We start from the raw sequence: 23245 nt of genomic DNA on the forward strand, positions 1-23245 counted from the left end.
TATTTTATTTTGATAAAAAACGCTTTTTACCTTTGCTTTACCAGTACGAAGGTGTATACTATTGCTTGAAAGGGAGCAGTAGATCATGAAAGATTTCTAGGGGGTTTATTTTAATGGCAGCCGATCAAAACGCCGCTCATAACGCAGAAGATAAGCTAGATGTTTTAAAGTCAACTCAAACCGTCATACATAAAGCGCTAGACAAATTAGGGTATCCGCAGGAAGTGTATGAATTGCTGAAGGAGCCAATTCGTCTATTAACGGTCAAAATTCCAGTACGTATGGATGATGGATCGGTGAAAATTTTCACTGGTTACCGCGCACAGCACAATGATGCTGTCGGTCCAACAAAAGGAGGAATTCGTTTCCACCCGAACGTTACGGAAAAAGAAGTAAAAGCGCTTTCAATTTGGATGAGTTTAAAATGTGGAATTGTGGATCTTCCTTATGGCGGAGGAAAAGGCGGTATTATCTGTGATCCAAGAGAAATGTCATTCAGAGAGCTTGAAAAACTAAGCCGCGGCTATGTTCGCGCCATCAGTCAAATCGTTGGACCAACAAAAGATGTTCCAGCACCAGACGTGTTTACGAACTCTCAAATTATGGCATGGATGATGGATGAATATTCTAGAATTGATGAATTTAACTCGCCAGGATTTATTACAGGAAAACCAATTGTTCTTGGGGGATCACACGGACGTGATACTGCAACAGCAAAAGGTGTGACGATCTGCATCAAAGAAGCGGCGAAGAAAAAAGGAATTGACATTAACGGAGCTCGTGTTGTCGTACAGGGATTCGGAAATGCAGGAAGCTACTTAGCTAAATTCATGTATGATGCTGGAGCAAAAATCGTAGGGATTTCAGATGCATACGGCGGATTATATGATGAAGATGGTCTAGACATTGACTACTTGCTTGACCGACGTGACAGCTTTGGAACCGTCACTAAACTATTTAACGATACAATTACAAACCAAGAGCTGCTTGAGCTGGATTGTGATATCTTAGTACCTGCAGCCATTGAAAACCAAATCACAGAAGATAATGCGGCAAACATTAAAGCCAAAATTGTCGTAGAAGCAGCAAATGGTCCAACGACACTGGAAGGAACCAAAATTCTTTCAGATCGTGGTGTACTGCTTGTTCCAGACGTACTTGCGAGTGCGGGTGGTGTAACTGTTTCTTACTTTGAATGGGTTCAGAATAACCAAGGGTTCTACTGGACTGAAGAAGAAGTTGAAACTCGTTTAGAAGATATGATGGTGAAATCATTTAATAATATTTATGAAATGGCGCAAAACCGCCGAATCGATATGCGTCTTGCTGCATATATGGTCGGTGTACGTAAAATGGCTGAAGCTTCTCGATTCAGAGGCTGGATTTAAGCGGCTTATTTGCATCGCGCCTTAAAATCTCCTATCCTTAAATAGGAGATTTTTTTATGGAATGGAACAAAGAATCAAACAGCCCAGCAATTGTTATTGCAGTGAATTGACAGGAGTGGAACAAATGAAACAAGAAAAAGCGATCATAATAGGAGGCGGCCCATGCGGGTTATCAGCTGCCATCGCATTCAAGCAAATTGGGATTGATGCACTTGTGATTGAAAAGGGGAATGTCGTGAACAGTATTTATCATTACCCAACACATCAAACCTTTTTTAGTACAAGTGAAAAGCTTGAAATCGGTGATGTCGCTTTTATTACTGAAAACCGTAAGCCTGTTCGTATTCAGGCACTTTCCTATTACCGAGAGGTCGTCAGACGAAAAAACCTGCGTGTGCATGCTTTTGAAAAAGTAAACGCCGTGACAAAACAAGATGGCCGTTTTACGGTGAGTACATCAAAAGACAACTATTCATGTGATTACGTCGTCATTGCGACTGGCTACTATGATCATCCAAACTATATGAACGTCAAAGGAGAAGACCTTCCTCACGTGTATCACTATTTTAAAGAAGGACATCCATATTTTGATAAAGATGTGACGGTGATCGGCGGGAAAAACTCCAGTGTGGATGCTGCGCTAGAACTTGTGAAATGTGGAAGCAGAGTCACTGTGCTGTATAGAGGAACTGAATATTCATCCAGCATCAAACCTTGGATTTTACCAGAGTTTGAAGCGCTTGTCCGTAATGGAACAATTCGCATGGAGTTTGGCGCACAGGTGAAAGAAATCACAGAAGAAGATGTGATTTTTATAAATCAGCAAGATCAAACGGATCGAGTGAAAAGTGACTATGTATTTGCCATGACTGGCTATCATCCAGATCATTCTTTCTTAGAAAAAATGGGTGTCACGATTGACCAAGAATCAGGCCGCCCAGCATTTGATGAACAGACGATGGAAACGAATGTTGAAGGCATTTTCATTGCAGGAGTCATTGCAGCTGGAAATAATGCCAATGAAATTTTTATCGAAAATGGAAGATTTCATGGTGGACTCATTGCAGAAGAAATCAACAAAAGAATCAACGGATAAAAAATGAACTGAATCCTTCAAAGGGGTTCGGTTCTTTTTTATATAAATTGGGATTATATAGAAAGATATTTTTAGAAAAATGGGCTCGAGTCATATAAAAAAAGGGTAAATCATGGTACGATAATGAAGGATAATGTAGGGAAAGAGGTCTGGTTATGATCGCAATCATCTCAGCAGGTTTAGCTCCCGGCATCGCACTTTTAAGTTATTTTTATTTAAAAGATCAGTACGACAATGAGCCGGTTCACATGGTCATCAGATCTTTTATGCTAGGTGTCATACTTGTGTTTCCAACCATGTTTATTCAATATGTCCTTCAAGAGGAAAATATCGCAACAAACCCTATCTTAATTTCATTTGTGACGTCGGGCTTCTTAGAAGAATCATTAAAATGGTTTATTTTAATTGTCAGCGTTTATGCGCATGCCCAGTTTGACGAACACTATGACGGGATTGTGTATGGAACGAGTGTCTCACTTGGTTTTGCAACACTTGAAAATATTCTTTATTTAGTCGGTCATGGGGTCGAATATGCATTTACCCGTGCTTTACTACCTGTATCAAGTCACGCATTATTTGGTGTTGTGATGGGTTTTTATATCGGAAAAGCCCGCTTCTCTGATAAAAAAGAGCAGCGCAAATGGCTGTTCCTTTCTTTAACGCTCCCTGTGCTGTTTCACGGCCTGTATGATTTCATTCTATTAGGGATGAAAAATTGGGGATATATCATGGTGCCGTTTATGATTTTTTTATGGTGGTTTGGTTTAAGGAAAGCAAAAAAAGCCCGTGCGGTAAAAATGGTGCAAATTTAATTTGGAAAACGTCCTTTTTGTTTATAGGGCGTTTTTTTGTCTTTTCCATCCAATTCTCTCCTGTGTTGAATGTATAAAAATAGGGATCGGAAGAAACATATATTCAAACATCAAAAGTACAGGAGGATCAAATATGGATAAAGCTCGTTTCATGAAACAAATCGTTCTTATCTTCTCAATCGTTCTTCTTGCGTCTTCACTTTTGACAGCGAGTAAAAGTGAAGCTTTCACCAGCCAAGTCATCCAGCGCGGGGCAACAGGAGAAGATGTAGTCGAGCTGCAAGCGCGGCTCCAATACAATGGTTTTTACAATGGCAAAATCGATGGCGTCTATGGCTGGGGGACGTATTGGGCCGTTCGCAACTTTCAAAACCAATTTGGCATGAAGAAGGTCGATGGACTTGTAGGTCAGAAAACAAAAAACTTATTAGTTCAAAAGACGAAATACTACAAAGAGTTTGTGCAAAAGCAGCTGCAGCAAGGGAACCAGTTTACCCATTATGGCGGAAAGCCTCTTGATCAGCAAACAAAGGCTCCTGCGCAAAGAAGCTCGCAAAAAAAGACAGCTCAAGGTACAAAAGAAGATCAAAAAAGTCAAAGTGGATCATCTGGGAAGTCTGGCAATCAGTCAGGCAACCAGCAGGGGAATCAAACACCGAAACAAACAGCAGCCAACATGCCTGGTGGTTTTTCTAGTAATGACATTCAGCTCTTGTCGCAAGCTGTTTACAGTGAAGCAAGAGGTGAGCCGTATGAAGGACAGGTGGCCATCGCTGCCGTCATCTTAAACCGTTTGAACAATCCGACCTTTCCAAATACGATTGCAGGGGTCATTTTTGAACCGCTTGCGTTTACTGCTGTAGCAGATGGTCAATTTTATATGTCGCCAGATGAAACGGCCAAAAAGGCTGTGTTTGATGCAATCAATGGCTGGGACCCGTCTGAGAGTGCGATCTATTACTTTAATCCTGATACAGCAACAAGTCCATGGATTTGGGGAAGACCACAAATTAAACGAATCGGGAAACATATATTCTGCGAATAAAAAGAGGTGTAAATAAATGATCAGAGGAATATTGATTGCTATTTTAGGAATTGCTGTCATCTCAACAGGTTACTGGGGCTATAAAGAACATCAAGAAAAAGACGCCGTGCTGCTTCATGCTGAGAACAACTACCAAAGAGCTTTCCACGATTTAACGTATCAGGTGGATCAGCTGCATGACAAACTGGGTGCAACACTTGCGATGAACAGTCAAACATCGATCTCACCAGCACTTGCAGATGTATGGAGAATGTCATCGGAAGCGCATAACAATGTCAGTCAGCTCCCGCTTACATTGATGCCGTTTAATAAAACGGAAGAATTCCTGGCGAATGTCGGAGACTTCAGCTACAAATCATCAGTCAAATCTTTATCAGATGAACCATTAAATAAAGATACACACAAAACCATTACAGCACTATATGATCAAGCGTCAGATATCCAAAACGAACTTAGACAAGTGCAGCACCTCGTACTTAATAAAAACTTAAAATGGATGGATGTTGAGATGGCGCTCGCTGACGGCGATCGGAAGAACGACAACACCATCATTGACGGGTTGAAAACAGTCGAGAGAAATGCAGATGCATTTGCAGATGTTGATCTTGGGCCTACAAATGTGTCGACAGAAAAAGAAACACAAGGCTACAATCATTTAAAAGGCGATAAGATTTCAAAAAAAGAAGCGATCCGCATTGCACAGCAATTCACACCCGACCACAACCAGCATTTTAAAGTGAGAAAAAGCGGCAGCAAAACCAATCGTGACGTTTACAGCTTATCGATGTCTGATCCAGACAGTCATGCAAACTTTTACTTAGACTTGACTGAAAAAGGAGGACACCCAGTCTACCTCCTTCAGAATCGTGACGTGAAAAAACAGAAAATCAGTTTAAATGATGCATCAGAAAAAGCACTCAGCTTCTTAAAAAAGCAAGGGTTTAACACAGAATCGTTCCATTTAGATGAAAGTGCACAATTTGATAATATCGGCGTATTTACCTATGTGCCTCTTCAAAAAAATGTCCTGCTTTATCCAGATAGTATACGCATGAAAGTCGCATTGGATGATGGCGAGGTTGTTGGGTTTTCAGCGAAAGACTACTTGATGAATCATAAAACACGAGACATCAAAGCGCCTAAAATCTCACAAAAAGAAGCGAAGAAAACATTGAATCAGCATGTAAAGATCGAAGATACTCATTTAGCGATTGTGCAAAATGATATGTCAGAGGAAGTTCTATGCTATGAGTTCCTTGGAACGATAAAAAACGATACGTACCGCATGTTCATTAATGCAGATACTGGAAAAGAAGAACGGGTAGATAAACTAAAGAACGCAGAACCTATATATAAAGACCTATAAAAAAGGAAGCGAGGAAAAGGCTAATAAGTCTTTTCCTTTTGTTTTAGACATGGTTTAATATAGGAGAGGATACGATTTCACAGATGAAAAGAGTGATGAGGAATGTTACAAATAGGGGATGCAATCACAATTGAATATGTCAATGAGAACAAAGAAGTGAAAACAGCAAAATCGAAGGTTTTGGAAAATAATAACGATGATATTTGCATTAATTATCCAGCTGATAAAGAAACGGGACGCACCATCTACTTAAACCAGCAAACAGAAATCACCGTGTTCTTTTTTGACGAAAGTCAAATTCCATACAAATGTACAAGCGAAGTCATTGGAAAAAGAAAAGAAGATATCCCGATGATTGTTATTTCCATTCCGCCAAAAGAAGAAATGATCCGGCTTCAGCGAAGAGAATACTTGAGAGTGGATACGATGGTCAAAGCCACCATCATGCAAACGGATGAAGTGGCCTTTGAAACGTTTATTGTGAATATGAGTGCTGGCGGCGTGGCGATTGCTGTTCCTGAAGGCGTGTCATTGAAAGAATATGGAGAAGTGGTCACAGAATTTGAACTTCCTTTGAAAGAGCCCGTGAAAATAAAAGCGGTTGCAGAGATGAGTCGAGTATATCAAGATGAACAGTCTGGGAAAACAAGAGCGATCATGGAGTTTTCTGAGATCACAAATGACCACCAGCAGCACATCATGAAATACTGCTTCCAGCAGCAGCTTTTAACACGTGTAAAAAAAGCATAAGAATAAAGGGTGTAAAAAGCTTCCATACTAGAGAGGAAAGAATCTAGCGTGGAGGCTTTTTGTATGAAGACAATGGAAAGATGGTTATTGAAAGTGGTACTCATTCAGCTTGTTTTATTGCTAACCGTTCAGATTACACTTCATTTGACGAAAGGAGAACTCTTTTTGTCAAAAGTCGTGCAGTATGAGGGTGTAAATAACATGAGTATTGAAGAATGGATTGAGACGTTTAAGCAGAAGGATTGATAGAAAATTCCCCCGTTTGAGCGGTGATCGTGTTACAATTCATAAGGGAGATTCAATCAAGGAGAGGTATTATGAAAAAGAAATTATCTATTGCAATTGATGGTCCTGCAGCAGCAGGAAAAAGCACTGTGGCAAAAATTGTCGCAGCAAAAAAATCATATATTTATATTGATACAGGCGCTATGTACCGCGCGATTACACTTGCGGCACTCAATCAAGGTGTAGATCTTGAAGACGAACAGGCACTTGATTCATTACTGAAAAAAACGGTCATTGAACTCGTAACAACAGGCGAGGGTCAAAAAGTCCATCTAGACAATACGGATGTCACAGAGGATATTCGCACAGACCGCGTAAGCAACCAAGTATCGGTTGTTGCAAAGCATAGAGCTGTTCGGGAAGAAATGGTCCGCAGGCAGCAAGAGCTTGGCAAACGAGGCGGCGTCGTTATGGATGGAAGAGACATAGGCACTCACGTACTTCCAGATGCCGAAGTGAAAATTTTCTTGCTTGCATCAGTAGAAGAAAGAGCAAAACGCCGCTTTGAAGAAAATCAGAAAAAAGGCTACGATGTCAATTACGATCAGCTGATCGAAGAGATTGCAAGACGCGATAAGCTTGATTCTGAGCGCGAAGTTTCACCTTTGAAGAAAGCGGATGACGCCATTGAAATTGACACAACTTCTCTTTCTATTGAAGAGGTGGCAGGGAAAATTTTAGATGCAGCAGACCGCGTGGAGAAACAGTAAGAAATTTTAGAAAACTTTTATAAGTTAGAGGTTTATCTCTTGACAAACAAGGTCTTTTATTAGAAGTTTATACTAATACTATTTTTATTGATCATTCAAGCAATTATATTGATTTGAATGTTTCTATAATACATATTCGGCTGGCAATCATCATGCTTAAGACACATATTCGCCCAGTCGTTTTAACTAAGCTGTGTAGGTTTGGACCAAGGAGGTTATCGAAATGACAGAGGAAATGAATCAAATCGATGTTCAGGTACCAGAGGTTGGAGATGTAGTGAAAGGGATTGTTTCTAAAGTTGAGGACAAGCATGTCAATGTAGATATCGTCAATGTGAAACAACCTGGTATCATCCCAATCAGTGAATTATCAAGTCTTCACGTTGAAAAAGCATCAGATGTCGTGAAAGATGGCGACGAGTTAGAGCTTAAAGTAACAAAGGTCGAAGACGATGCTTTGATTTTATCGAAACGTGCTGTTGATGCAGACCGCGCTTGGGAAGACCTAGAGAAAAAGTTTGAAACAAAAGAAGTATTTGAAGCTGAAGTAAAAGACGTTGTAAAAGGTGGTCTTGTCGTTGACATTGGTGTGCGTGGGTTTATTCCTGCATCTCTTGTAGAAGCACACTATGTAGAAGACTTCACAGATTACAAAGGGAAAACACTCTCACTTGTCGTGGTAGAACTTGACCGCGAAAAAAATCGCGTGATTCTCTCGCACCGTGCAGTCGTTGAGCAAGAGCAATTAGACAAAAAGCAAGACTTCCTGCAAAAGCTTGAAGTAGGCAGTGTGATTGATGGTAAAGTGCAGCGGCTTACTGATTTTGGTGCATTTGTTGACATTGGCGGCATTGATGGATTAGTTCACATTTCTCAACTATCCCATGCGCATGTTGAAAAGCCATCTGACGTAGTAGAAGAAGGACAGGAAGTCCAAGTTAAAGTACTTGCTGTTGATCGTGATAACGAACGTATCTCACTATCTATTAAAGAAACATTACCAGGACCTTGGAGCCAAATTGGTGAAAAGGTAAAACAAGGTGATGTGCTTGAAGGAACTGTTCAGCGTCTTGTGAGCTTTGGTGCATTTGTTGAAATTCTGCCAGGTGTAGAAGGGCTTGTGCATATTTCCCAAATCTCTCATAAACATATCGGCACGCCGCAAGAAGTCCTTGAAGAAGGGCAGACTGTGAAAGTGAAAGTGCTTGATGTGAATGAAGACGAAGAGCGCATTTCATTAAGCATTCGTGATTTAGAAGAAAATCCTGAAAAACAAATCGAAGAGGATTATCGTCAATATCAGGCGAAAGAAGAAAACACAAGCGGATTCCAGCTTGGTGACCTGATCGGCGATAAACTCAATAAACTAAAATAATTTGGTGATCAAAATTGACGCGAGCAGAAAGAAAGAAGCAGCATATTGAGCATGCGTTGTCCACTGGCCAGCATGCAGCAACAGGTTTAGATGATGTTTCCTTCGTTCACGCCAGTTTACCAGATCTTGCGACATCACAAATTGATACACATACGACAATTGGCGGACTGACTTTCGGTTCGCCAATTTTTATCAATGCAATGACTGGCGGGGGCGGAGAATCCACCTATGAGATCAACCGCTCTTTATCGATCGCAGCGAAGGAGACCAATATCCCAGTAGCAGTTGGATCACAAATGGCTGCACTGAAAGATAAAGAAGAAAGACGAACATATGAAGTCGTTCGTAAAGTTAATCCGGATGGAATTGTATTTGCAAATTTAGGCAGTGAAGCGACAATGAAGCAAGCTCAGGAAGCAGTCGACATGCTCGAGGCAAATATGCTCCAGATTCACCTGAATGTCATCCAAGAGATTGTCATGCCTGAAGGGGATCGCGATTTTAGGGGAGCACTTGAGCGGATTGCAGCTATCGCTGAATCAGTTGGTGTGCCTGTTGTCGTGAAAGAAGTCGGATTTGGCATGAGCAAGGAAACGGCAAGAAAGTTATTTCATGCTGGGGTTGCAGCAGTTGATGTAGGCGGATTTGGTGGAACGAACTTTTCTAAAATTGAAAATCTCCGCCGCCAAAAAGCACTTCGTTATTTTGATCAATGGGGGATTCCAACTGCAGCGAGTCTTGCTGAAGTACATACAGCCTTTCAGAATCAAACGATTTTAGCCTCCGGAGGTATTCAAGATGCTCTTGATGTAACCAAATCAATCGCTCTTGGCGCATCTGCTGCTGGTCTTGCTGGATTTTTCTTAAAATCACTGACAAGTGGAGGCGAAAGCGGCCTCATCGCTGATATCATGGATCTTCAAGAAGATATCAAGATGATGATGACAGTGCTTGGCGTGAAGACGATTGAAGAACTGAGACAAGCTCAGGTTGTGATTTCAGGGGAAACAAGTCATTGGCTCAAAGAAAGAGGCGTCGACACAACGTACTATAGTAAGAGAGGCATGTGATATCACATGCCTCAGCGCGTAGACAAACCCTCGCATTCGGTGTCAGTCCTGCGTGCTGGTGCTCACGAATGTCAATTCGCTCCGCTCCGGTACTGTCCTTCCTAGGGCTGCAAAGGTTTTCTATCACGCTGAAAAGAAGACAAAGGTCCAAAATAAAGAACATTTTAGCCCTTTGTCAACAAACCTAAGGCATGTGATCATCACATGCCTTTTTTTATTGATTTCTTTTTCGAGCGCTTTCTGGACCTTCTAATGTTGTTGCACCCTTATGATGAATGGATTGATCACGGTCAGATTCCACTCTTTTTGACGCTTTTAAACGTTTTTCCTGTCTATCTTTTCCCATCATGCATCCCTCCTCAATCATTAGGGTGTCACCTCTTGTTTATTTCATGCAAAGCGGGTAACGATCTGCATGTTTAAAAATTGGAGATTCTCCCATAATGTAATTGAGGTGATGAGGCGTTGGAGGCATTGTACTATTATTGGTCTATATGGTTCATTTGGATTATGGTGACATTTATCATGGAAAAAGGTTTGTGGCGCAGCGTGCTGGGCATCTGTGTACTTGTCCATATTATATTCAGTCATGTCATGATATCCGTTTTAGATATAAGCATCAATGCGGGATTTTTGATGACTTTTTTATATGCATGTGTTTCTTTCGTCATATTCAAGTTTAGTTATCGAATCATGAGAATCATGCAATTGGGCTCAATGGTGAGTGCGTATGCCTTTTTTATGATGTTTGCATTATATGACCCCGTTTGGTTCACGATAATAAAGGTGGATTGGGTTGTATTTTCCCTGCTGATCTTAATGTGTATGACATATGGACAGCCGTTAGCGGAACGAATCACCCTATGGATGATGTCAGTATGTCTCGGCGAAGCCCTTTATGCGCTGACGATTCACCGCCTCACATCATCAATTGTTATAGGGGACCTCTCTTTTCTTTCCTTCGTTGTTCAAGGAGCGGTCTTCCTATTAGGTGTCGATCAGCTTGAAAAGCTCTTGAACGCCCGTTCATCAAGAAAATCAGTAAAAGGGGCTGCAAAATCAACATGACAGACTATACGTTTCCTGTGATTATTGGTGTCATCTTTGGGATGGCAGCCAGACTATACATGTTAAGAACGGATTACCGGCAATATCCTACGTATATTCATGGACAAGTGATTCACATTGCGCTTGGTTTTATTGCGTCAGGCTTAGGTGCGATCATTATGCCTGCACTGATTCAGGAGGAATTTACGGCGATTACTTTTCTCACTTTGGCAGCCACGCAATTTCGAGATGTCCGAAATATGGAAAGAAATACGTTAACCCAAATGGATTCGTATGAGCTTGTCTCACGAGGCAGTACATATATAGAAGGCATTGCCATTGCCTTTGAAAGTCGAAATTATATTGCGATTCTCACTGCACTTATTACAACGACAGCCTGTATTTTCTTCTCACTTGTTGTTGGAACAGTGGTCGGTATTCTTTGTTTTTTCATGGCAAAGCTATTAATGTCAGGCAGTCAATTAAAGGATATCGTCAGTATTCAAAAAGGCGAGCTTCGCTTTGATGGGGCAGGGCTTTATGTGAATGATATATATATTATGAATATCGGGCTGCCTGAAAAGCAAAAACTCATTTTAGAACATGGGATGGGCTTTATTTTGACGCCGAAAAATTTCAACTCTGCTACAACGATTGCCAACCTTGGACAGCGGCAAGCGATTTTATTTGATTTATCAAACGTGCTTGGCGTGTACCGTGATTCTGGTGAACCATCGCTCTGTCCGCTCGCAAAACGTGATCTGAATAACGGCACACTTGGCGTGTTCATTTTACCGCAATGGCAGCGTGAAGATTTAGCTGTCCGTGTATTAGAAGAGGTGCCTATTTTAGAAAATGCCATTAGAATGCCGACAGATTTCATTAAAAAGAAAGTGAGGTAATAAGACATGGCGAACACCATTGAACAATTTATATTGGCTGTGGCAACAACAAATAAAGAGCGGGTTATTGGCGGAACAGCGGTTTTTTTCTGTGAAAATAAAGAAGAGCTCGACATGTATGCCATGAATTTAGAGGCCATTTTAGACGGAATTGCACACGGCATTGGAGAAGATCTTTACTTGATTGTCAAACATTTTTAAGTTATTCATTGTGGTCTGATTAAAAATTGATATAATATATAAGTTGAACCCTTCATGTTTGAAGGGTTTATTTCATAAAACTGAATGAAAATTTTAAATCCCGGTTGAAACATGATGATGAACATATTGAATCGCGGCTGGATTGAAAGGAAGGGTACTATGGGTAAACCTGTCGTAGCCATTGTTGGAAGGCCCAACGTTGGAAAATCTACAATTTTTAATCGAATCGCAGGCGAAAGAATATCGATTGTAGAAGACACACCTGGTGTAACAAGAGATCGAATCTATAGCTCTGCTGAATGGTTAAATTATGACTTTAATTTAATAGATACTGGTGGAATTGATATTGGAGATGAGCCATTCTTGGCGCAAATTCGCCATCAGGCAGAAATCGCAATGGACGAAGCGGATGTCATTATCTTTATGGTGAATGGCCGAGATGGCGTGACATCTGCGGATGAAGAAGTCGCAAAAATTTTATATCGCACGAAAAAGCCAGTTGTACTTGCTGTCAATAAACTGGACAACCCTGAAATGAGAAGCGACGTGTATGACTTTTATGCACTCGGATTTGGCGAGCCGTATCCGATTTCTGGAACACACGGATTAGGTCTTGGTGATCTGCTTGATGCAGTGGCAGAACATTTTAAGAATTTACCGGATACGCAATATGCTGAAGAAGTTGTCCAGTTCTGCTTAATTGGCCGCCCGAACGTTGGGAAATCCTCTTTAGTGAATGCTATGCTCGGAGAAGACCGCGTCATTGTCAGCAATATCGCTGGTACAACAAGAGATGCTGTCGATACGATGTTTACGTACAATCAGCGTGACTTTGTTATTGTTGATACAGCAGGTATGAGGAAAAAAGGAAAAGTATATGAAACAACAGAGAAATACAGTGTGCTTCGTGCATTAAAAGCCATTGATCGTTCTGATGTTGTCGCTGTTGTACTTGACGGCGAGGAAGGCATTATTGAGCAGGATAAACGAATTGCTGGCTATGCACACGAAGCTGGTAAAGCTGTTGTCATCATTGTGAACAAATGGGATGCTGTTGAAAAAGATGAGCGTACGATGAAGGAATTTGAACAAAACATCCGCGAGCATTTTCAATTTCTTGATTATGCACCTGTCTTGTTTATGTCAGCTCTTACGAAGAAGAGAATTCATACATTAATGCCGTCCATTATCACAGCGAGTGAAAACCATGCAATGCGCGTTCAAACCAATATTTTAAATGATATTATCATGGATGCGGTGGCGATGAATCCAACGCCGACTCATAACGGACAGCGCTTGAAAATTTACTATGCAACACAGGTGGCCATTAAGCCTCCGTCCTTCGTTGTGTTTGTAAACGATCCAGAGCTTATGCACTTTTCTTATGAGCGTTTCCTAGAAAACCGTATTCGAGATGCATTTGGTTTTGAAGGAACACCGATTAAAATATTTGCGAGAGCGAGAAAATAAAAAGGGTGAGCAGGATGAAGAAAATTTCAGTACTTGGAGCAGGCAGCTGGGGAACAGCTCTTGCGCTTGTATTAGCTGATAATCATCATGATGTACACATGTGGGGACATAGACAAGAGCTCATTGATCAAATCAATGAGAAACATGAAAATCATGATTACTTGCCAAATGTCGAACTGCCAGCGTCTATTCAGGCGACAACTGATATGAAGCAGGCTTTAGAAGGGGCAGAGGCGATTATTGTTGCTGTGCCAACAAAGGCCATTCGTGAGGTATTAAAGCAGGCAAATGAGCTGATCTCATCGAAGGTGCCGTTTGTTCATGTCAGTAAGGGAATTGAACCAGATACACTTCTTCGAATTTCTCAAATGATTGAACAAGAAGTTCCATCTGAGAAAAGAGAGGCTGTCGTTGTCCTTTCAGGGCCGAGTCATGCAGAAGAAGTAGGTCTGCGTCATCCGACAACTGTCACTGTCTCATCAGAAAATATTGAAGCAGCTCAATTTGTTCAAGATTTGTTCATGAACAATCATTTTAGAGTATACACAAACCCTGATGTGATTGGGGTGGAAATTGGCGGCGCATTGAAAAATATCATTGCTCTTGCAGCTGGTATCACAGACGGACTTGGATATGGTGACAATGCAAAAGCGGCGCTTATCACTAGAGGACTCGCTGAAATTGCACGTCTTGGCACAAAAATGGGAGGGAACCCCCTTACATTTGCCGGATTAACAGGCGTTGGCGATTTGATCGTGACATGTACAAGTGTTCATTCACGTAACTGGCGCTGCGGGAATTTACTTGGTAAAGGATATAAGCTCGAAGAAGTGCTTGAAAAAATGGGGATGGTTGTCGAAGGCGTCCGCACAACAAAAGGCGCTTATCAGCTCTCCAAAGAATACAAGGTCAGCATGCCGATTACAGAGGCTCTTTACGGCGTCCTGTTTGAAGGGAAAAAGGTGGACGATGCTGTAGAATCATTGATGGCACGTGTGAAAACGCATGAGATGGAAGACCTTGTGAACATGTTTGAAAACCAAACAAAATAAAAGGAAAGACTGAACTTAGGCATGTAGAGGATGCAAGAAGGGGAAGACTTGCATAACATAGCAATGAAGTTTGAATAGAGCTTTGCCTCTACAGAATGAGGAAAATAGTCGATCCAATGACTGAAGCAGAGTCCCCCTCTTTGCTTCAGTTTTTTTATGCGCTTTTTTCTGAATGATTGGAAAAATGATTGATATTTACCTTATTTTTGGTTTAGAATGAAATATAAACGCTTACAATTCGTTCGTTTTGAAGGGGGACAGGCACGATGAGTTTTGCTTTAATCAAGATGTGGTTTGCGCTTGGTTCAATGGGGCTCATGTTTTTAGCCGTAGTAACCATTTATTTCAGCAGGTTTAAGCTGAAAAGTAAATTTCTTAAAATAACAGCCTCAACCGTCGCATACAGCTTGATGCTTATATCAGGTATCATTGTGTTTTTAGTTGTCTTTAGCGGACCGGTCAATGAATAAAGAAAAAGGAAGAATGTGATGATCAAAGCAAAAGTCAGTGTCACGCTGTTAGCACTTATTTTATTAACAGGATGTCTGTATCCAGAGAATCGCAAAGCTGAAAACCGGGTGCCATACGAAGAGCAGCTGCAAAGTGTACAGACAGCGATTGAGGAATTTCAAAAAGCAACAAATGGTCTTCTGCCTATAGAAACGAAAGAAGCAGACACGCCGGTGTATCAGAAATATGTCATCGACTTTAAGCGCTTGTCACCAAGATATTTACACGATGTACCGTCTACTTCTTATGAAGGTGGGGGCGAATATATTTATGTCCTCACAGACGTCGAAAAAAAACCAACTGTGAAACTGCTTGATGTCAAAATGACGCAGACCATCAATGAATTACGGCTTAGGATTAAGGTGTATCAAGATGAACATACATATCCGCCATACGGCAAAGTAGTATCAGCCAATTTATATACGTTAAATGAAAAAAAACTAGGATTAAAATCGCCGCCTGCGGTCATGAGTCCTGTGACAGGGAATTCCCTCCCATTACTGATTTCATCAAACGGCGAAATCTATGTAGACTACCGCAGTGATTTTGCTCATATTTTGAAGAATACGAAGCAAAAGCTGAAACCAGGTGAAAACATTCAAGATGTATATTGGCAGGAAACCCCGTTTGTACCCGCGTTTTCTGTCCCATATACCATCAACAAAAAAGGTGAGCCTGCCTTTTTAGAAAAAAAGACGTCATAAACAAGAATGAACCTTTTTCCTCTGCATATAAATGAGGAGAAAGGTTTTTTTATGGCTAAACTTACTCTCAAAACAAAAAGGTGTCATATTCAAATAGGACAACGTCATACACATATATTGTCCAGACACCTTTCAAGCACAGTTTGATTGAAGTATAGAGTATTTAATTTGAAAACGAGGATAGCAAGTCCGGGAGGGGATCACTTGGAAAAAGTCGATATTTTCAAGGATATCGCTGAACGAACAGGAGGCGATATATATTTAGGAGTCGTTGGCGCTGTTCGTACAGGGAAATCTACGTTTATTAAAAAGTTTATGGAGCTCGTGGTGCTCCCGAATATCAATAATGAGGCAGATCGTGCAAGAGCACAGGATGAATTGCCGCAAAGCGCAGCAGGAAAAACCATTATGACCACAGAGCCAAAATTTGTACCGAATCAAGCAGCATCTATTCACGTGAGTGACGGTCTTGATGTCAACATCAGGCTTGTCGATTGTGTGGGATACACTGTCCCTGGTGCGCGCGGGTATGAAGATGAAAATGGCCCTAGAATGATCAATACGCCGTGGTATGAAGAGCCAATTCCGTTCCATGAAGCAGCGGAAATTGGTACACGCAAGGTCATTCAAGAGCATTCAACAATAGGTGTTGTGATTACAACAGATGGATCTATTGGAGAAATCCCAAGACATGATTATATTGAATCTGAAGAACGTGTGATTGATGAACTCAAAGAGGTTGGAAAGCCGTTTATTATGGTCATCAACTCTGTGAGGCCATATCATCCTGAAACAGAAGCGCTGCGGCAGGAACTTAGCCAAAAGTATGATATTCCAGTACTGGCCATGAGCGTAGAAAGTATGAGAGAACAAGATGTACTCAGTGTTCTTCGTGAAGCATTATATGAATTCCCAGTTCTAGAGGTGAATGTGAACCTGCCAAGCTGGGTGATGGTGCTGAAAGAAGATCACTGGCTGAGAGAAAGCTATCAGGATTCAGTGAAGGAAACCGTAAAGGATATTAAAAGATTAAGAGATGTCGACCGTGTCGTTGGTCAATTCAGTGAATTTGATTTTATCGAAAGAGCGGGTTTAGCAGGAATTGAAATGGGTCAGGGGATTGCAGAAATTGACCTGTATGCGCCAGATGATCTATATGACCATATTTTAAAAGAAGTCGTTGGTGTAGAAATTAGGGGAAAAGACCATCTACTAGAGCTCATGCAAGATTTTGCTCATGCTAAGACAGAGTATGATCAAGTATCAGACGCATTAAAAATGGTGAAGCAGACTGGTTACGGGATTGCAGCACCAGCATTGTCAGATATGAGTTTAGATGAGCCAGAAATCATTAGGCAGGGATCAAGATTCGGCGTCAGATTAAAAGCGGTAGCTCCATCTATTCACATGATCAAAGTAGATGTAGAGAGCGAATTTGCACCGATTATCGGAACAGAAAAACAAAGTGAAGAGCTCGTCCGCTACTTAATGCAAGACTTTGAAGATGATCCGCTTTCCATCTGGAATTCAGATATATTTGGCCGCTCCCTCAGCTCCCTTGTTAGAGAAGGCATTCAAGCAAAGCTGTCTCTCATGCCGGAAAACGCAAGATATAAGCTGAAGGAAACACTTGAAAGAATCATCAACGAAGGATCAGGCGGTTTGATCGCGATTATTTTATAGCAAGTGAGACCTCTCATTGATGGGGTCTTTTTTTTGTGTATAGAATGAGTCATAAAAAGACAATTGTATAAAGATTAGTCAGATTCAGGTTGAAATTAGGAATATTCGTTCGCAAAAGTGCCCTTAATCCTTGACGAATAAGGATTCTTCCCTTTAAAATGCTTGATATGGTATTTCATATGTGTTAATCTACTTACAGAAAATCTTCACTTTGTTGGACAAACATTCCTTCAAAGAGTTGTTTTCTAATGAAAAGCCATGTATAACGCTTTCTAGACGCTCTTTTTTTCTGAAAAAGGGTATAGAAAGAAGATGAATTGTGAAGAAATGATAACAATCTACTGAATGCATATTTTTGGGAGGAGGTGAAAGGCATGAACAAGACAGAACTTATTAACGCGGTTGCTGAAGCAAGCGAGTTATCTAAAAAAGACGCGACAAAAGCAGTTGATTCTGTTTTTGATACAATTTTAGATGCACTTAAAAATGGTGACAAAATCCAACTTATTGGTTTTGGTAACTTTGAAGTACGTGAGCGTTCAGCTCGTAAAGGACGTAACCCACAAACTGGTGCAGAGATCGAAATCCCTGCAAGCAAAGTACCTGCTTTCAAACCAGGTAAAGCACTTAAAGACGCGGTGGCAGGTAAATAATCGTTATGTGTAATGATCCTGTTGAAGGAGTTATACATATACAGTTTCACACTGGTCTAGAAAAGCCCCTTTCATAAGGGGCTTTTCCTTTTGAATCAAAAGGTTCGTTTAGAACGCTCTCCTTTGCTTTTAGGATCTGAAGTGTGCTAGAATCTGAATGAAATGTAATCGCCTTTGGAGGATATAATACATGAGTGAAATAAATAAAGAATTAATCGAACACGCGGTACGCGATATATTAAAAGCAATCGGAGAAGATCCGGATCGTGAAGGACTTCTTGATACCCCAAAACGAGTAGCAAAAATGTATGAAGAAGTGTTCTCGGGATTAAATGAAGATCCAAAAGAACATTTTAAAACCATTTTTGGTGAAGACCACGAAGAACTCGTTCTTGTAAAAGATATTGCTTTCCATTCAATGTGTGAACACCACCTCGTACCTTTCTACGGGAAAGCCCATGTCGCTTATATTCCGCGTGGCGGAAAAGTAACAGGACTTAGTAAGCTGGCAAGAGCTGTCGAAGCCGTGGCAAAGCGCCCGCAGCTTCAGGAACGCATTACATCAACCATTGCAGATAGTATGGTGGAAACACTTAATCCGCATGGTGTGATGATTGTCGTTGAAGCAGAGCATATGTGCATGACGATGCGCGGAGTGAAAAAGCCAGGCGCTAAAACAGTAACCTCAGCAGTCCGCGGCACATTTGCAAATGATGCAGCCGCAAGAGCAGAAGTGCTTTCCTTTATTAAAAACGACTAATTCAATAGATGGAAGGTGAACAAAATGAGTGAAAATAAAGCATCTGATTTTGTGGTGATTAAAGCCATTGATAATGGTGTAAATGTCATCGGCCTAACAAGAGGCTCTGATACAAGATTTCACCATTCCGAGAAGCTCGATAAAGGTGAAGTAATCATTGCACAATTTACTGAGCATACGTCAGCGATCAAAGTAAGAGGCGATGCTGTCATTCAAACAAGCTTCGGCGAAATTCAAAGCGAAGCAAAGAAATAAAGAACTTGTATGCACTTGATAGCATAAAAGTGAGAGCTGATATGGTATAATAAATCTCTATACAATGTGCAGGGCTACATATGAAACTGTAATTTTTGGGACAAGGGTGATATCTTTGCAAGACATCTACGGAATTTTATCTAATCTAAATATAAAATTAAATAAAAAGCTTTCTCATCCTTATTTGGCGAAGCATTTACGCGCTCCACTCATCGATGAAGACAAGCTCCTTCTTTTTCATGCAATGTTTGATGAAGCTCAAATTGATGCAGAGAAAAAAGAAAATTATATTTTAACGGCGATGCTTGTGCAAATTGCCCTTGATACCCATGACGAAGTCACAACTGCTGCAGCCATCAAGCAAGACGAATTCAAAAATCGTCAGCTGACCATCCTAGCAGGAGACTATTTCAGCGGTCTCTATTATTCTCTTCTCTCTGACATGAAAGACATCTATATGATCCGGACGCTCGCTACGGCGATCAAAGAGATCAATGAACATAAAATTAGACTGTATGACCGGTCCATTCAAGATGCAGCGCACTTTTATAAAAGTGTAGCTACAGTTGAATCTGCACTATTCCAAAGGATTTCTGAGCATTTTCAATTGACGCATTGGAATGAGATTGCAAGTCGTTTCCTTGTTTATAAGCGTTTCATGAAACAAGCAGAAGATGACAAACATTTAAAACTTTTTTTGAACGATAGTTATACGGACGCCTATTCGTGCTTTGACAACTTTGAGAATGAAGGCTATGAAAAGGCCAAACGGCCGATCAAGGAGCATCTTGTTTCATCTCCGGTCGTTCAAAAAGAGCTATTAAATCGCTTGGATCATATGAAAAATGAGCCTGCGTACCATCAGAAAGTGGAAGAAGGGTAAGTCATGCAGCAATCAAAAGAACAGCGAGTACACGGTGTATTTGAAAAAATTTATAAAAACTATGATCAAATGAACTCTGTCATCAGCTTTAAACAGCATAAAAAATGGCGCGATAAAACAATGAAACTCATGAATGTGCAAAAAGGCTCTAAAGCATTAGATGTATGCTGCGGAACAGCCGATTGGACAATTGCGCTCGCAGATGCTGTTGGAGAGAAAGGCGAAGTCAAAGGCCTTGATTTCAGTAAAAACATGCTGAGTGTTGGAGAAACGAAGGTGAAAACTGGGGGCTACAAACAGATTGAATTGCTTCACGGCAATGCGATGGAGCTCCCTTTTGAGGACAACTCATTTGATTATGTCACCATCGGTTTTGGACTTAGAAACGTCCCTGATTATTTAACGGTGCTAAAGGAAATGACAAGAGTAGTGAAGCCTGGTGGAATGGTTGTCTGTCTTGAGACTTCACAGCCTGAGATGATCGGCTTTAAGCAAGGCTACTATATCTATTTCAAATACATTATGCCGCTCTTTGGTAAACTGTTTGCCAAAAGCTATCAGGAGTATTCATGGCTTCAAGAATCAGCCAAAACGTTCCCTGGCATGAAAGAGCTCGCCGCTCTGTTCGAAGAGGCCGGGTTGTCTGATGTCTCGTATCATCCATTTACAGGCGGTGTAGCAGCAACACATATCGGAAAGAAGCTTTGAATAAACGATATTTGGGTGAAGATAATGAAACTAAAAGCAATGATCTCTTTTTTAAATCAAGATATCGATATAATTGAAAAAGAGCTTGAACAAACAGTTCGCTCTGATTATGCATTATTAAGTGAAGCAGGTCTTCATTTGCTGCAAGCGGGCGGAAAACGAATCCGCCCCGTTTTTGTTCTCCTTTCAGGCATGTTTGGTAACTATGACATTAATAAAATTAAATATGTTGCCGTTGCCCTCGAGCTGATTCATATGGCATCACTCGTTCACGATGATGTCATTGATGATGCAGAGCTGAGAAGAGGAAAACCAACGATTAAGGCAAAATGGGATAACAGAATTGCCATGTACACAGGGGATTATATGTTTGCAAGATCACTTGAATACATGACAAAAATCAACCACCCAATGGCACATGAAATTTTGTCAAAAATGGTCGTTGAGCTCTGTCTTGGGGAAATAGAGCAAGTGAAAGATAAATATAATATGGAACAGAACCTGCGTACATATTTAAGAAGAATCAAACGAAAAACAGCCTTGCTTATTGCAGGCAGCTGTCAATTAGGCGCCATTGCAGCAGGTACAGAGGAAAAAACACATAAAGCCCTCTATTGGTTTGGATACTATGTTGGCATGTCTTATCAGATCATTGATGATGTCCTTGATTTCACATCAACTGAAGAAGAGCTGGGCAAGCCTGTTGGAGGAGACCTTTTGCAAGGGAATGTCACACTCCCAGTCTTATATGCACTGAAGAATCCGACACTAGAAGGTCAATTGAAGCTGATCAATAGTGAAACGACGGAGAAGCAGCTGAAGCCTGTCATTGAAAGCCTCAAACAAACAGATGCGATTGACCGCTCGATTCGAGTGAGTGAAATGTATTTGAAAAAAGCTTTTGAACAGCTCGACAAACTTCCTCGAGGAAGAGCGAGAACGTCACTCGCCTCCATTGCAAAATATATTGGGAAACGAAAATTCTAATCAACGTTACGTTGATTGGTTTTTTTGTGAAATTTTTTGTCAAAAATTGATTATTATAATAAAAAATGATACGATCACTTTGTAACAATGTAAGCCTATACATACATAACGACGGGGTGGAGAACGTATATGGACAAAACATTTCTTATGGTCAAACCTGATGGTGTGGAAAGACAATTAATCGGTGACATTGTGTCAAGATTCGAAAAAAAGGGGCTTCAGCTTGTTGGTGCAAAACTAATGAGTATTCCAAAGGAAGTAGCAGAAACACATTACGGAGAGCATAAAGAAAAACCGTTTTTCGGGGAATTGGTTGACTTTATTACGTCAGGACCTGTATTTGCAATGGTATGGCAAGGCGAACAGGTGGTAGACGTAACAAGACAGATTATCGGCAAAACAAATCCAAAGGAAGCGCTTCCGGGCACAATAAGAGGAGACTATGGTTTAACTGTTGGAAAAAACATTATCCATGGGTCAGACTCACCAGAAAGTGCTGAAAGAGAAATTAACTTATTCTTCAAACAAGAAGAACTCATAAGCTGGGATCAAACCATCTCAAGCTGGATTTATTAAGCTTCAAGCCAAGGTGTTCATCCAATGAGCACTTTGGCTTTTTTTATATTGAACTTTCTACACGAAATTTCGCATGAGAAGATACAAATTTTCGATAAAAACAGCTATACTAGGACAAAGATAGATGAGACAGGAGAGGACATTGATGGATTCATATCAAGTATTTGTTGGAAAATGGAAAAAACTAACCGGGGTTGATCTGAATTTATATAAAGAAGCACAAATGAAACGGAGATTAACATCACTTTATGATAAAAAAGGATATAAAGATTTTGAGGCATTCGCGGCCGCGCTTGAAAAAGACAGAGCACTATTAGATGAGACGATGGACCGCATGACGATTAATGTGTCAGAATTTTACCGAAACTATCAGCGCTGGGAAGTACTTGATCAAAAAATCCTGCCGCTGCTATCGAAAAATGGCGGCACATTAAAGATTTGGAGTGCAGCATGTTCGACAGGAGAAGAGCCATATACACTCTCCATGCTGCTGTCCGGTCATCCTCTTGTGAAAGACTTCCAAATTATTGCAACTGACATTGATGATAAAGTTCTACAGTCAGCTCAAAAAGGCAGATATCATGAACGCTCTCTGCAAGAGGTACCAGATCATATCAAGCAAAAATATTTCACAAAAGAAGATTCTTCCTTTTACACTGTGAAGGATGAGGTTCGAAAGCATATTCAATTTAAGAAGCACAACCTTTTGGCAGATCCATATGAGAAACAGCTTGACCTCATCGTCTGCCGAAATGTACTGATTTACTTTACTGAAGAGGCAAAAGAAGAAATTTACTTGAAAATGAGCAGCAGTTTAAAACAAAATGGCGTATTATTTGTTGGTTCTACAGAGCAAATTTTTCACCCAGAAAAGTTTGGACTGACATCTGCTGATACTTTCTTTTATCAAAAGAAGGGTATGTAGCTGACTTTTTAGTAGCAAGTATGTTATTATAT

Annotated in this window: 27 protein-coding genes; 26 read left to right on the forward strand and 1 reads right to left on the reverse strand. The window is 40.7% G+C overall.

Going from position 1 to position 23245, the window contains the following annotated elements:
- Positions 1-113 precede the first annotated feature (113 nt).
- The 10 genes from MHI60_RS15875 (at position 114) to fni (ending at position 9897) form a co-directional block, all read left to right on the forward strand.
- The gene (locus tag MHI60_RS15875; protein ID WP_007500982.1) at positions 114-1388 is read left to right on the forward strand and encodes a Glu/Leu/Phe/Val dehydrogenase; all 1275 of its coding nucleotides are present in this window, start codon (positions 114-116) and stop codon (positions 1386-1388) included.
- 124 nt (positions 1389-1512) lie between these two features.
- Positions 1513-2484 (forward strand): YpdA family putative bacillithiol disulfide reductase, encoded by a 972-nt coding sequence (locus MHI60_RS15880; RefSeq protein ID WP_342502623.1) that lies wholly within the window; start codon positions 1513-1515, stop codon positions 2482-2484.
- 155 nt (positions 2485-2639) lie between these two features.
- The gene (gene prsW / locus MHI60_RS15885; protein WP_144484512.1) at positions 2640-3296 is read left to right on the forward strand and encodes a glutamic-type intramembrane protease PrsW; all 657 of its coding nucleotides are present in this window, start codon (positions 2640-2642) and stop codon (positions 3294-3296) included.
- Between the two features lie 133 nt (positions 3297-3429).
- Positions 3430-4341 carry a spore cortex-lytic enzyme gene (gene sleB, locus MHI60_RS15890; protein WP_144484509.1) on the forward strand — a complete coding sequence of 304 codons (912 nt, stop codon included), beginning with the start codon at positions 3430-3432 and terminating at the stop codon, positions 4339-4341.
- Positions 4342-4357: 16 nt separating this feature from the next.
- Positions 4358-5707, forward strand: a complete 1350-nt coding sequence (ypeB, locus tag MHI60_RS15895; RefSeq protein ID WP_144470985.1) for a germination protein YpeB — start codon at positions 4358-4360, stop codon at positions 5705-5707.
- Positions 5708-5809: 102 nt separating this feature from the next.
- Positions 5810-6457: a flagellar brake domain-containing protein gene (locus MHI60_RS15900; protein WP_144484506.1), complete on the forward strand. Its 648-nt coding sequence runs from the start codon at positions 5810-5812 to the stop codon at positions 6455-6457.
- Positions 6458-6520: 63 nt separating this feature from the next.
- The gene (locus tag MHI60_RS15905; RefSeq protein ID WP_024422820.1) at positions 6521-6703 is read left to right on the forward strand and encodes a DUF5359 family protein; all 183 of its coding nucleotides are present in this window, start codon (positions 6521-6523) and stop codon (positions 6701-6703) included.
- Between the two features lie 71 nt (positions 6704-6774).
- Positions 6775-7452, forward strand: coding sequence for a (d)CMP kinase (cmk, locus tag MHI60_RS15910; protein WP_095408896.1), 678 nt, complete (start codon positions 6775-6777; stop codon positions 7450-7452).
- A gap of 223 nt (positions 7453-7675) precedes the next feature.
- Complete coding sequence (rpsA, locus tag MHI60_RS15915; RefSeq protein ID WP_041085926.1) at positions 7676-8827, forward strand: 30S ribosomal protein S1; 1152 nt, start codon at positions 7676-7678, stop codon at positions 8825-8827.
- A 14-nt stretch (positions 8828-8841) separates the two neighbouring features.
- Positions 8842-9897 carry a type 2 isopentenyl-diphosphate Delta-isomerase gene (fni, locus tag MHI60_RS15920; RefSeq protein ID WP_111290431.1) on the forward strand — a complete coding sequence of 352 codons (1056 nt, stop codon included), beginning with the start codon at positions 8842-8844 and terminating at the stop codon, positions 9895-9897.
- Positions 9898-10111: 214 nt separating this feature from the next.
- On the opposite strand, the gene MHI60_RS15925 is transcribed toward fni, so the two are convergent.
- Positions 10112-10243, reverse strand: coding sequence for a YpzI family protein (locus MHI60_RS15925; protein WP_075611569.1), 132 nt, complete (start codon positions 10241-10243; stop codon positions 10112-10114).
- A 119-nt stretch (positions 10244-10362) separates the two neighbouring features.
- On the opposite strand from MHI60_RS15925, the gene MHI60_RS15930 reads away from it, so the two are divergent.
- The 16 genes from MHI60_RS15930 to MHI60_RS16005 all read left to right on the forward strand — a co-directional run bounded on the left by MHI60_RS15930 (position 10363) and on the right by MHI60_RS16005 (position 23213).
- Positions 10363-10965, forward strand: a complete 603-nt coding sequence (locus MHI60_RS15930; RefSeq protein ID WP_263639726.1) for a hypothetical protein — start codon at positions 10363-10365, stop codon at positions 10963-10965.
- The gene (locus tag MHI60_RS15935) at positions 10962-11846 is read left to right on the forward strand and encodes a YIEGIA family protein (protein WP_095408893.1); all 885 of its coding nucleotides are present in this window, start codon (positions 10962-10964) and stop codon (positions 11844-11846) included. Before MHI60_RS15930 ends, MHI60_RS15935 begins: the two co-directional genes overlap by 4 nt.
- Positions 11847-11852: 6 nt before the next feature.
- Positions 11853-12047 (forward strand): hypothetical protein, encoded by a 195-nt coding sequence (locus MHI60_RS15940; protein WP_008344527.1) that lies wholly within the window; start codon positions 11853-11855, stop codon positions 12045-12047.
- 159 nt (positions 12048-12206) lie between these two features.
- Positions 12207-13517, forward strand: coding sequence for a ribosome biogenesis GTPase Der (gene der / locus MHI60_RS15945; RefSeq protein ID WP_060697190.1), 1311 nt, complete (start codon positions 12207-12209; stop codon positions 13515-13517).
- Positions 13518-13531: 14 nt separating this feature from the next.
- Positions 13532-14569 (forward strand): NAD(P)H-dependent glycerol-3-phosphate dehydrogenase, encoded by a 1038-nt coding sequence (locus tag MHI60_RS15950; RefSeq protein WP_095408892.1) that lies wholly within the window; start codon positions 13532-13534, stop codon positions 14567-14569.
- A gap of 266 nt (positions 14570-14835) precedes the next feature.
- Positions 14836-15039 carry a DUF2768 domain-containing protein gene (locus MHI60_RS15955; RefSeq protein WP_034280421.1) on the forward strand — a complete coding sequence of 68 codons (204 nt, stop codon included), beginning with the start codon at positions 14836-14838 and terminating at the stop codon, positions 15037-15039.
- Between the two features lie 18 nt (positions 15040-15057).
- Positions 15058-15783: a hypothetical protein gene (locus MHI60_RS15960; protein ID WP_144484503.1), complete on the forward strand. Its 726-nt coding sequence runs from the start codon at positions 15058-15060 to the stop codon at positions 15781-15783.
- A gap of 204 nt (positions 15784-15987) precedes the next feature.
- Positions 15988-17466: a stage IV sporulation protein A gene (gene spoIVA / locus MHI60_RS15965; protein WP_008344534.1), complete on the forward strand. Its 1479-nt coding sequence runs from the start codon at positions 15988-15990 to the stop codon at positions 17464-17466.
- Between the two features lie 374 nt (positions 17467-17840).
- Entirely contained in the window at positions 17841-18119 is a 279-nt protein-coding gene (gene hbs, locus MHI60_RS15970) for a non-specific DNA-binding protein Hbs (protein WP_003215863.1), read from the forward strand.
- Positions 18120-18309: 190 nt separating this feature from the next.
- Positions 18310-18879, forward strand: coding sequence for a GTP cyclohydrolase I FolE (folE, locus tag MHI60_RS15975; protein WP_003215789.1), 570 nt, complete (start codon positions 18310-18312; stop codon positions 18877-18879).
- Between the two features lie 24 nt (positions 18880-18903).
- Positions 18904-19134, forward strand: coding sequence for a trp RNA-binding attenuation protein MtrB (gene mtrB / locus MHI60_RS15980; protein ID WP_008344541.1), 231 nt, complete (start codon positions 18904-18906; stop codon positions 19132-19134).
- A 115-nt stretch (positions 19135-19249) separates the two neighbouring features.
- Positions 19250-20017 (forward strand): heptaprenyl diphosphate synthase component 1, encoded by a 768-nt coding sequence (locus MHI60_RS15985; protein ID WP_095408888.1) that lies wholly within the window; start codon positions 19250-19252, stop codon positions 20015-20017.
- 3 nt (positions 20018-20020) lie between these two features.
- Positions 20021-20725 carry a demethylmenaquinone methyltransferase gene (locus MHI60_RS15990; protein WP_024422810.1) on the forward strand — a complete coding sequence of 235 codons (705 nt, stop codon included), beginning with the start codon at positions 20021-20023 and terminating at the stop codon, positions 20723-20725.
- 24 nt (positions 20726-20749) lie between these two features.
- Entirely contained in the window at positions 20750-21712 is a 963-nt protein-coding gene (gene hepT, locus MHI60_RS15995) for a heptaprenyl diphosphate synthase component II (protein ID WP_144470977.1), read from the forward strand.
- Positions 21713-21841: 129 nt separating this feature from the next.
- Complete coding sequence (gene ndk / locus MHI60_RS16000) at positions 21842-22288, forward strand: nucleoside-diphosphate kinase (protein ID WP_095408886.1); 447 nt, start codon at positions 21842-21844, stop codon at positions 22286-22288.
- A gap of 145 nt (positions 22289-22433) precedes the next feature.
- Complete coding sequence (locus MHI60_RS16005; RefSeq protein WP_144470975.1) at positions 22434-23213, forward strand: protein-glutamate O-methyltransferase CheR; 780 nt, start codon at positions 22434-22436, stop codon at positions 23211-23213.
- Positions 23214-23245 lie beyond the last annotated feature (32 nt).

It is taken from the genome of Bacillus sp. FSL K6-3200 (assembly GCF_038630485.1).
In the GTDB taxonomy this organism is placed as follows: Bacteria; Bacillota; Bacilli; order Bacillales; family Bacillaceae; genus Bacillus; species Bacillus safensis.

Coding starts and splice junctions, on each gene's coding strand:
- MHI60_RS15875 (WP_007500982.1), top strand. CDS start 114: ATGGCAGCCGATCAAAACGCCGCTCATAACGCAGAAGATAAGCTAGAT.
- MHI60_RS15880 (WP_342502623.1), top strand. CDS start 1,513: ATGAAACAAGAAAAAGCGATCATAATAGGAGGCGGCCCATGCGGGTTA.
- prsW (WP_144484512.1), top strand. CDS start 2,640: ATGATCGCAATCATCTCAGCAGGTTTAGCTCCCGGCATCGCACTTTTA.
- sleB (WP_144484509.1), top strand. CDS start 3,430: ATGGATAAAGCTCGTTTCATGAAACAAATCGTTCTTATCTTCTCAATC.
- ypeB (WP_144470985.1), top strand. CDS start 4,358: ATGATCAGAGGAATATTGATTGCTATTTTAGGAATTGCTGTCATCTCA.
- MHI60_RS15900 (WP_144484506.1), top strand. CDS start 5,810: ATGTTACAAATAGGGGATGCAATCACAATTGAATATGTCAATGAGAAC.
- MHI60_RS15905 (WP_024422820.1), top strand. CDS start 6,521: ATGAAGACAATGGAAAGATGGTTATTGAAAGTGGTACTCATTCAGCTT.
- cmk (WP_095408896.1), top strand. CDS start 6,775: ATGAAAAAGAAATTATCTATTGCAATTGATGGTCCTGCAGCAGCAGGA.
- rpsA (WP_041085926.1), top strand. CDS start 7,676: ATGACAGAGGAAATGAATCAAATCGATGTTCAGGTACCAGAGGTTGGA.
- MHI60_RS15925 (WP_075611569.1), bottom strand. CDS start 10,243: ATGGGAAAAGATAGACAGGAAAAACGTTTAAAAGCGTCAAAAAGAGTG.
- MHI60_RS15935 (WP_095408893.1), top strand. CDS start 10,962: ATGACAGACTATACGTTTCCTGTGATTATTGGTGTCATCTTTGGGATG.
- MHI60_RS15940 (WP_008344527.1), top strand. CDS start 11,853: ATGGCGAACACCATTGAACAATTTATATTGGCTGTGGCAACAACAAAT.
- der (WP_060697190.1), top strand. CDS start 12,207: ATGGGTAAACCTGTCGTAGCCATTGTTGGAAGGCCCAACGTTGGAAAA.
- MHI60_RS15950 (WP_095408892.1), top strand. CDS start 13,532: ATGAAGAAAATTTCAGTACTTGGAGCAGGCAGCTGGGGAACAGCTCTT.
- MHI60_RS15955 (WP_034280421.1), top strand. CDS start 14,836: ATGAGTTTTGCTTTAATCAAGATGTGGTTTGCGCTTGGTTCAATGGGG.
- MHI60_RS15960 (WP_144484503.1), top strand. CDS start 15,058: ATGATCAAAGCAAAAGTCAGTGTCACGCTGTTAGCACTTATTTTATTA.
- hbs (WP_003215863.1), top strand. CDS start 17,841: ATGAACAAGACAGAACTTATTAACGCGGTTGCTGAAGCAAGCGAGTTA.
- folE (WP_003215789.1), top strand. CDS start 18,310: ATGAGTGAAATAAATAAAGAATTAATCGAACACGCGGTACGCGATATA.
- mtrB (WP_008344541.1), top strand. CDS start 18,904: ATGAGTGAAAATAAAGCATCTGATTTTGTGGTGATTAAAGCCATTGAT.
- MHI60_RS15990 (WP_024422810.1), top strand. CDS start 20,021: ATGCAGCAATCAAAAGAACAGCGAGTACACGGTGTATTTGAAAAAATT.
- hepT (WP_144470977.1), top strand. CDS start 20,750: ATGAAACTAAAAGCAATGATCTCTTTTTTAAATCAAGATATCGATATA.
- ndk (WP_095408886.1), top strand. CDS start 21,842: ATGGACAAAACATTTCTTATGGTCAAACCTGATGGTGTGGAAAGACAA.
- MHI60_RS16005 (WP_144470975.1), top strand. CDS start 22,434: ATGGATTCATATCAAGTATTTGTTGGAAAATGGAAAAAACTAACCGGG.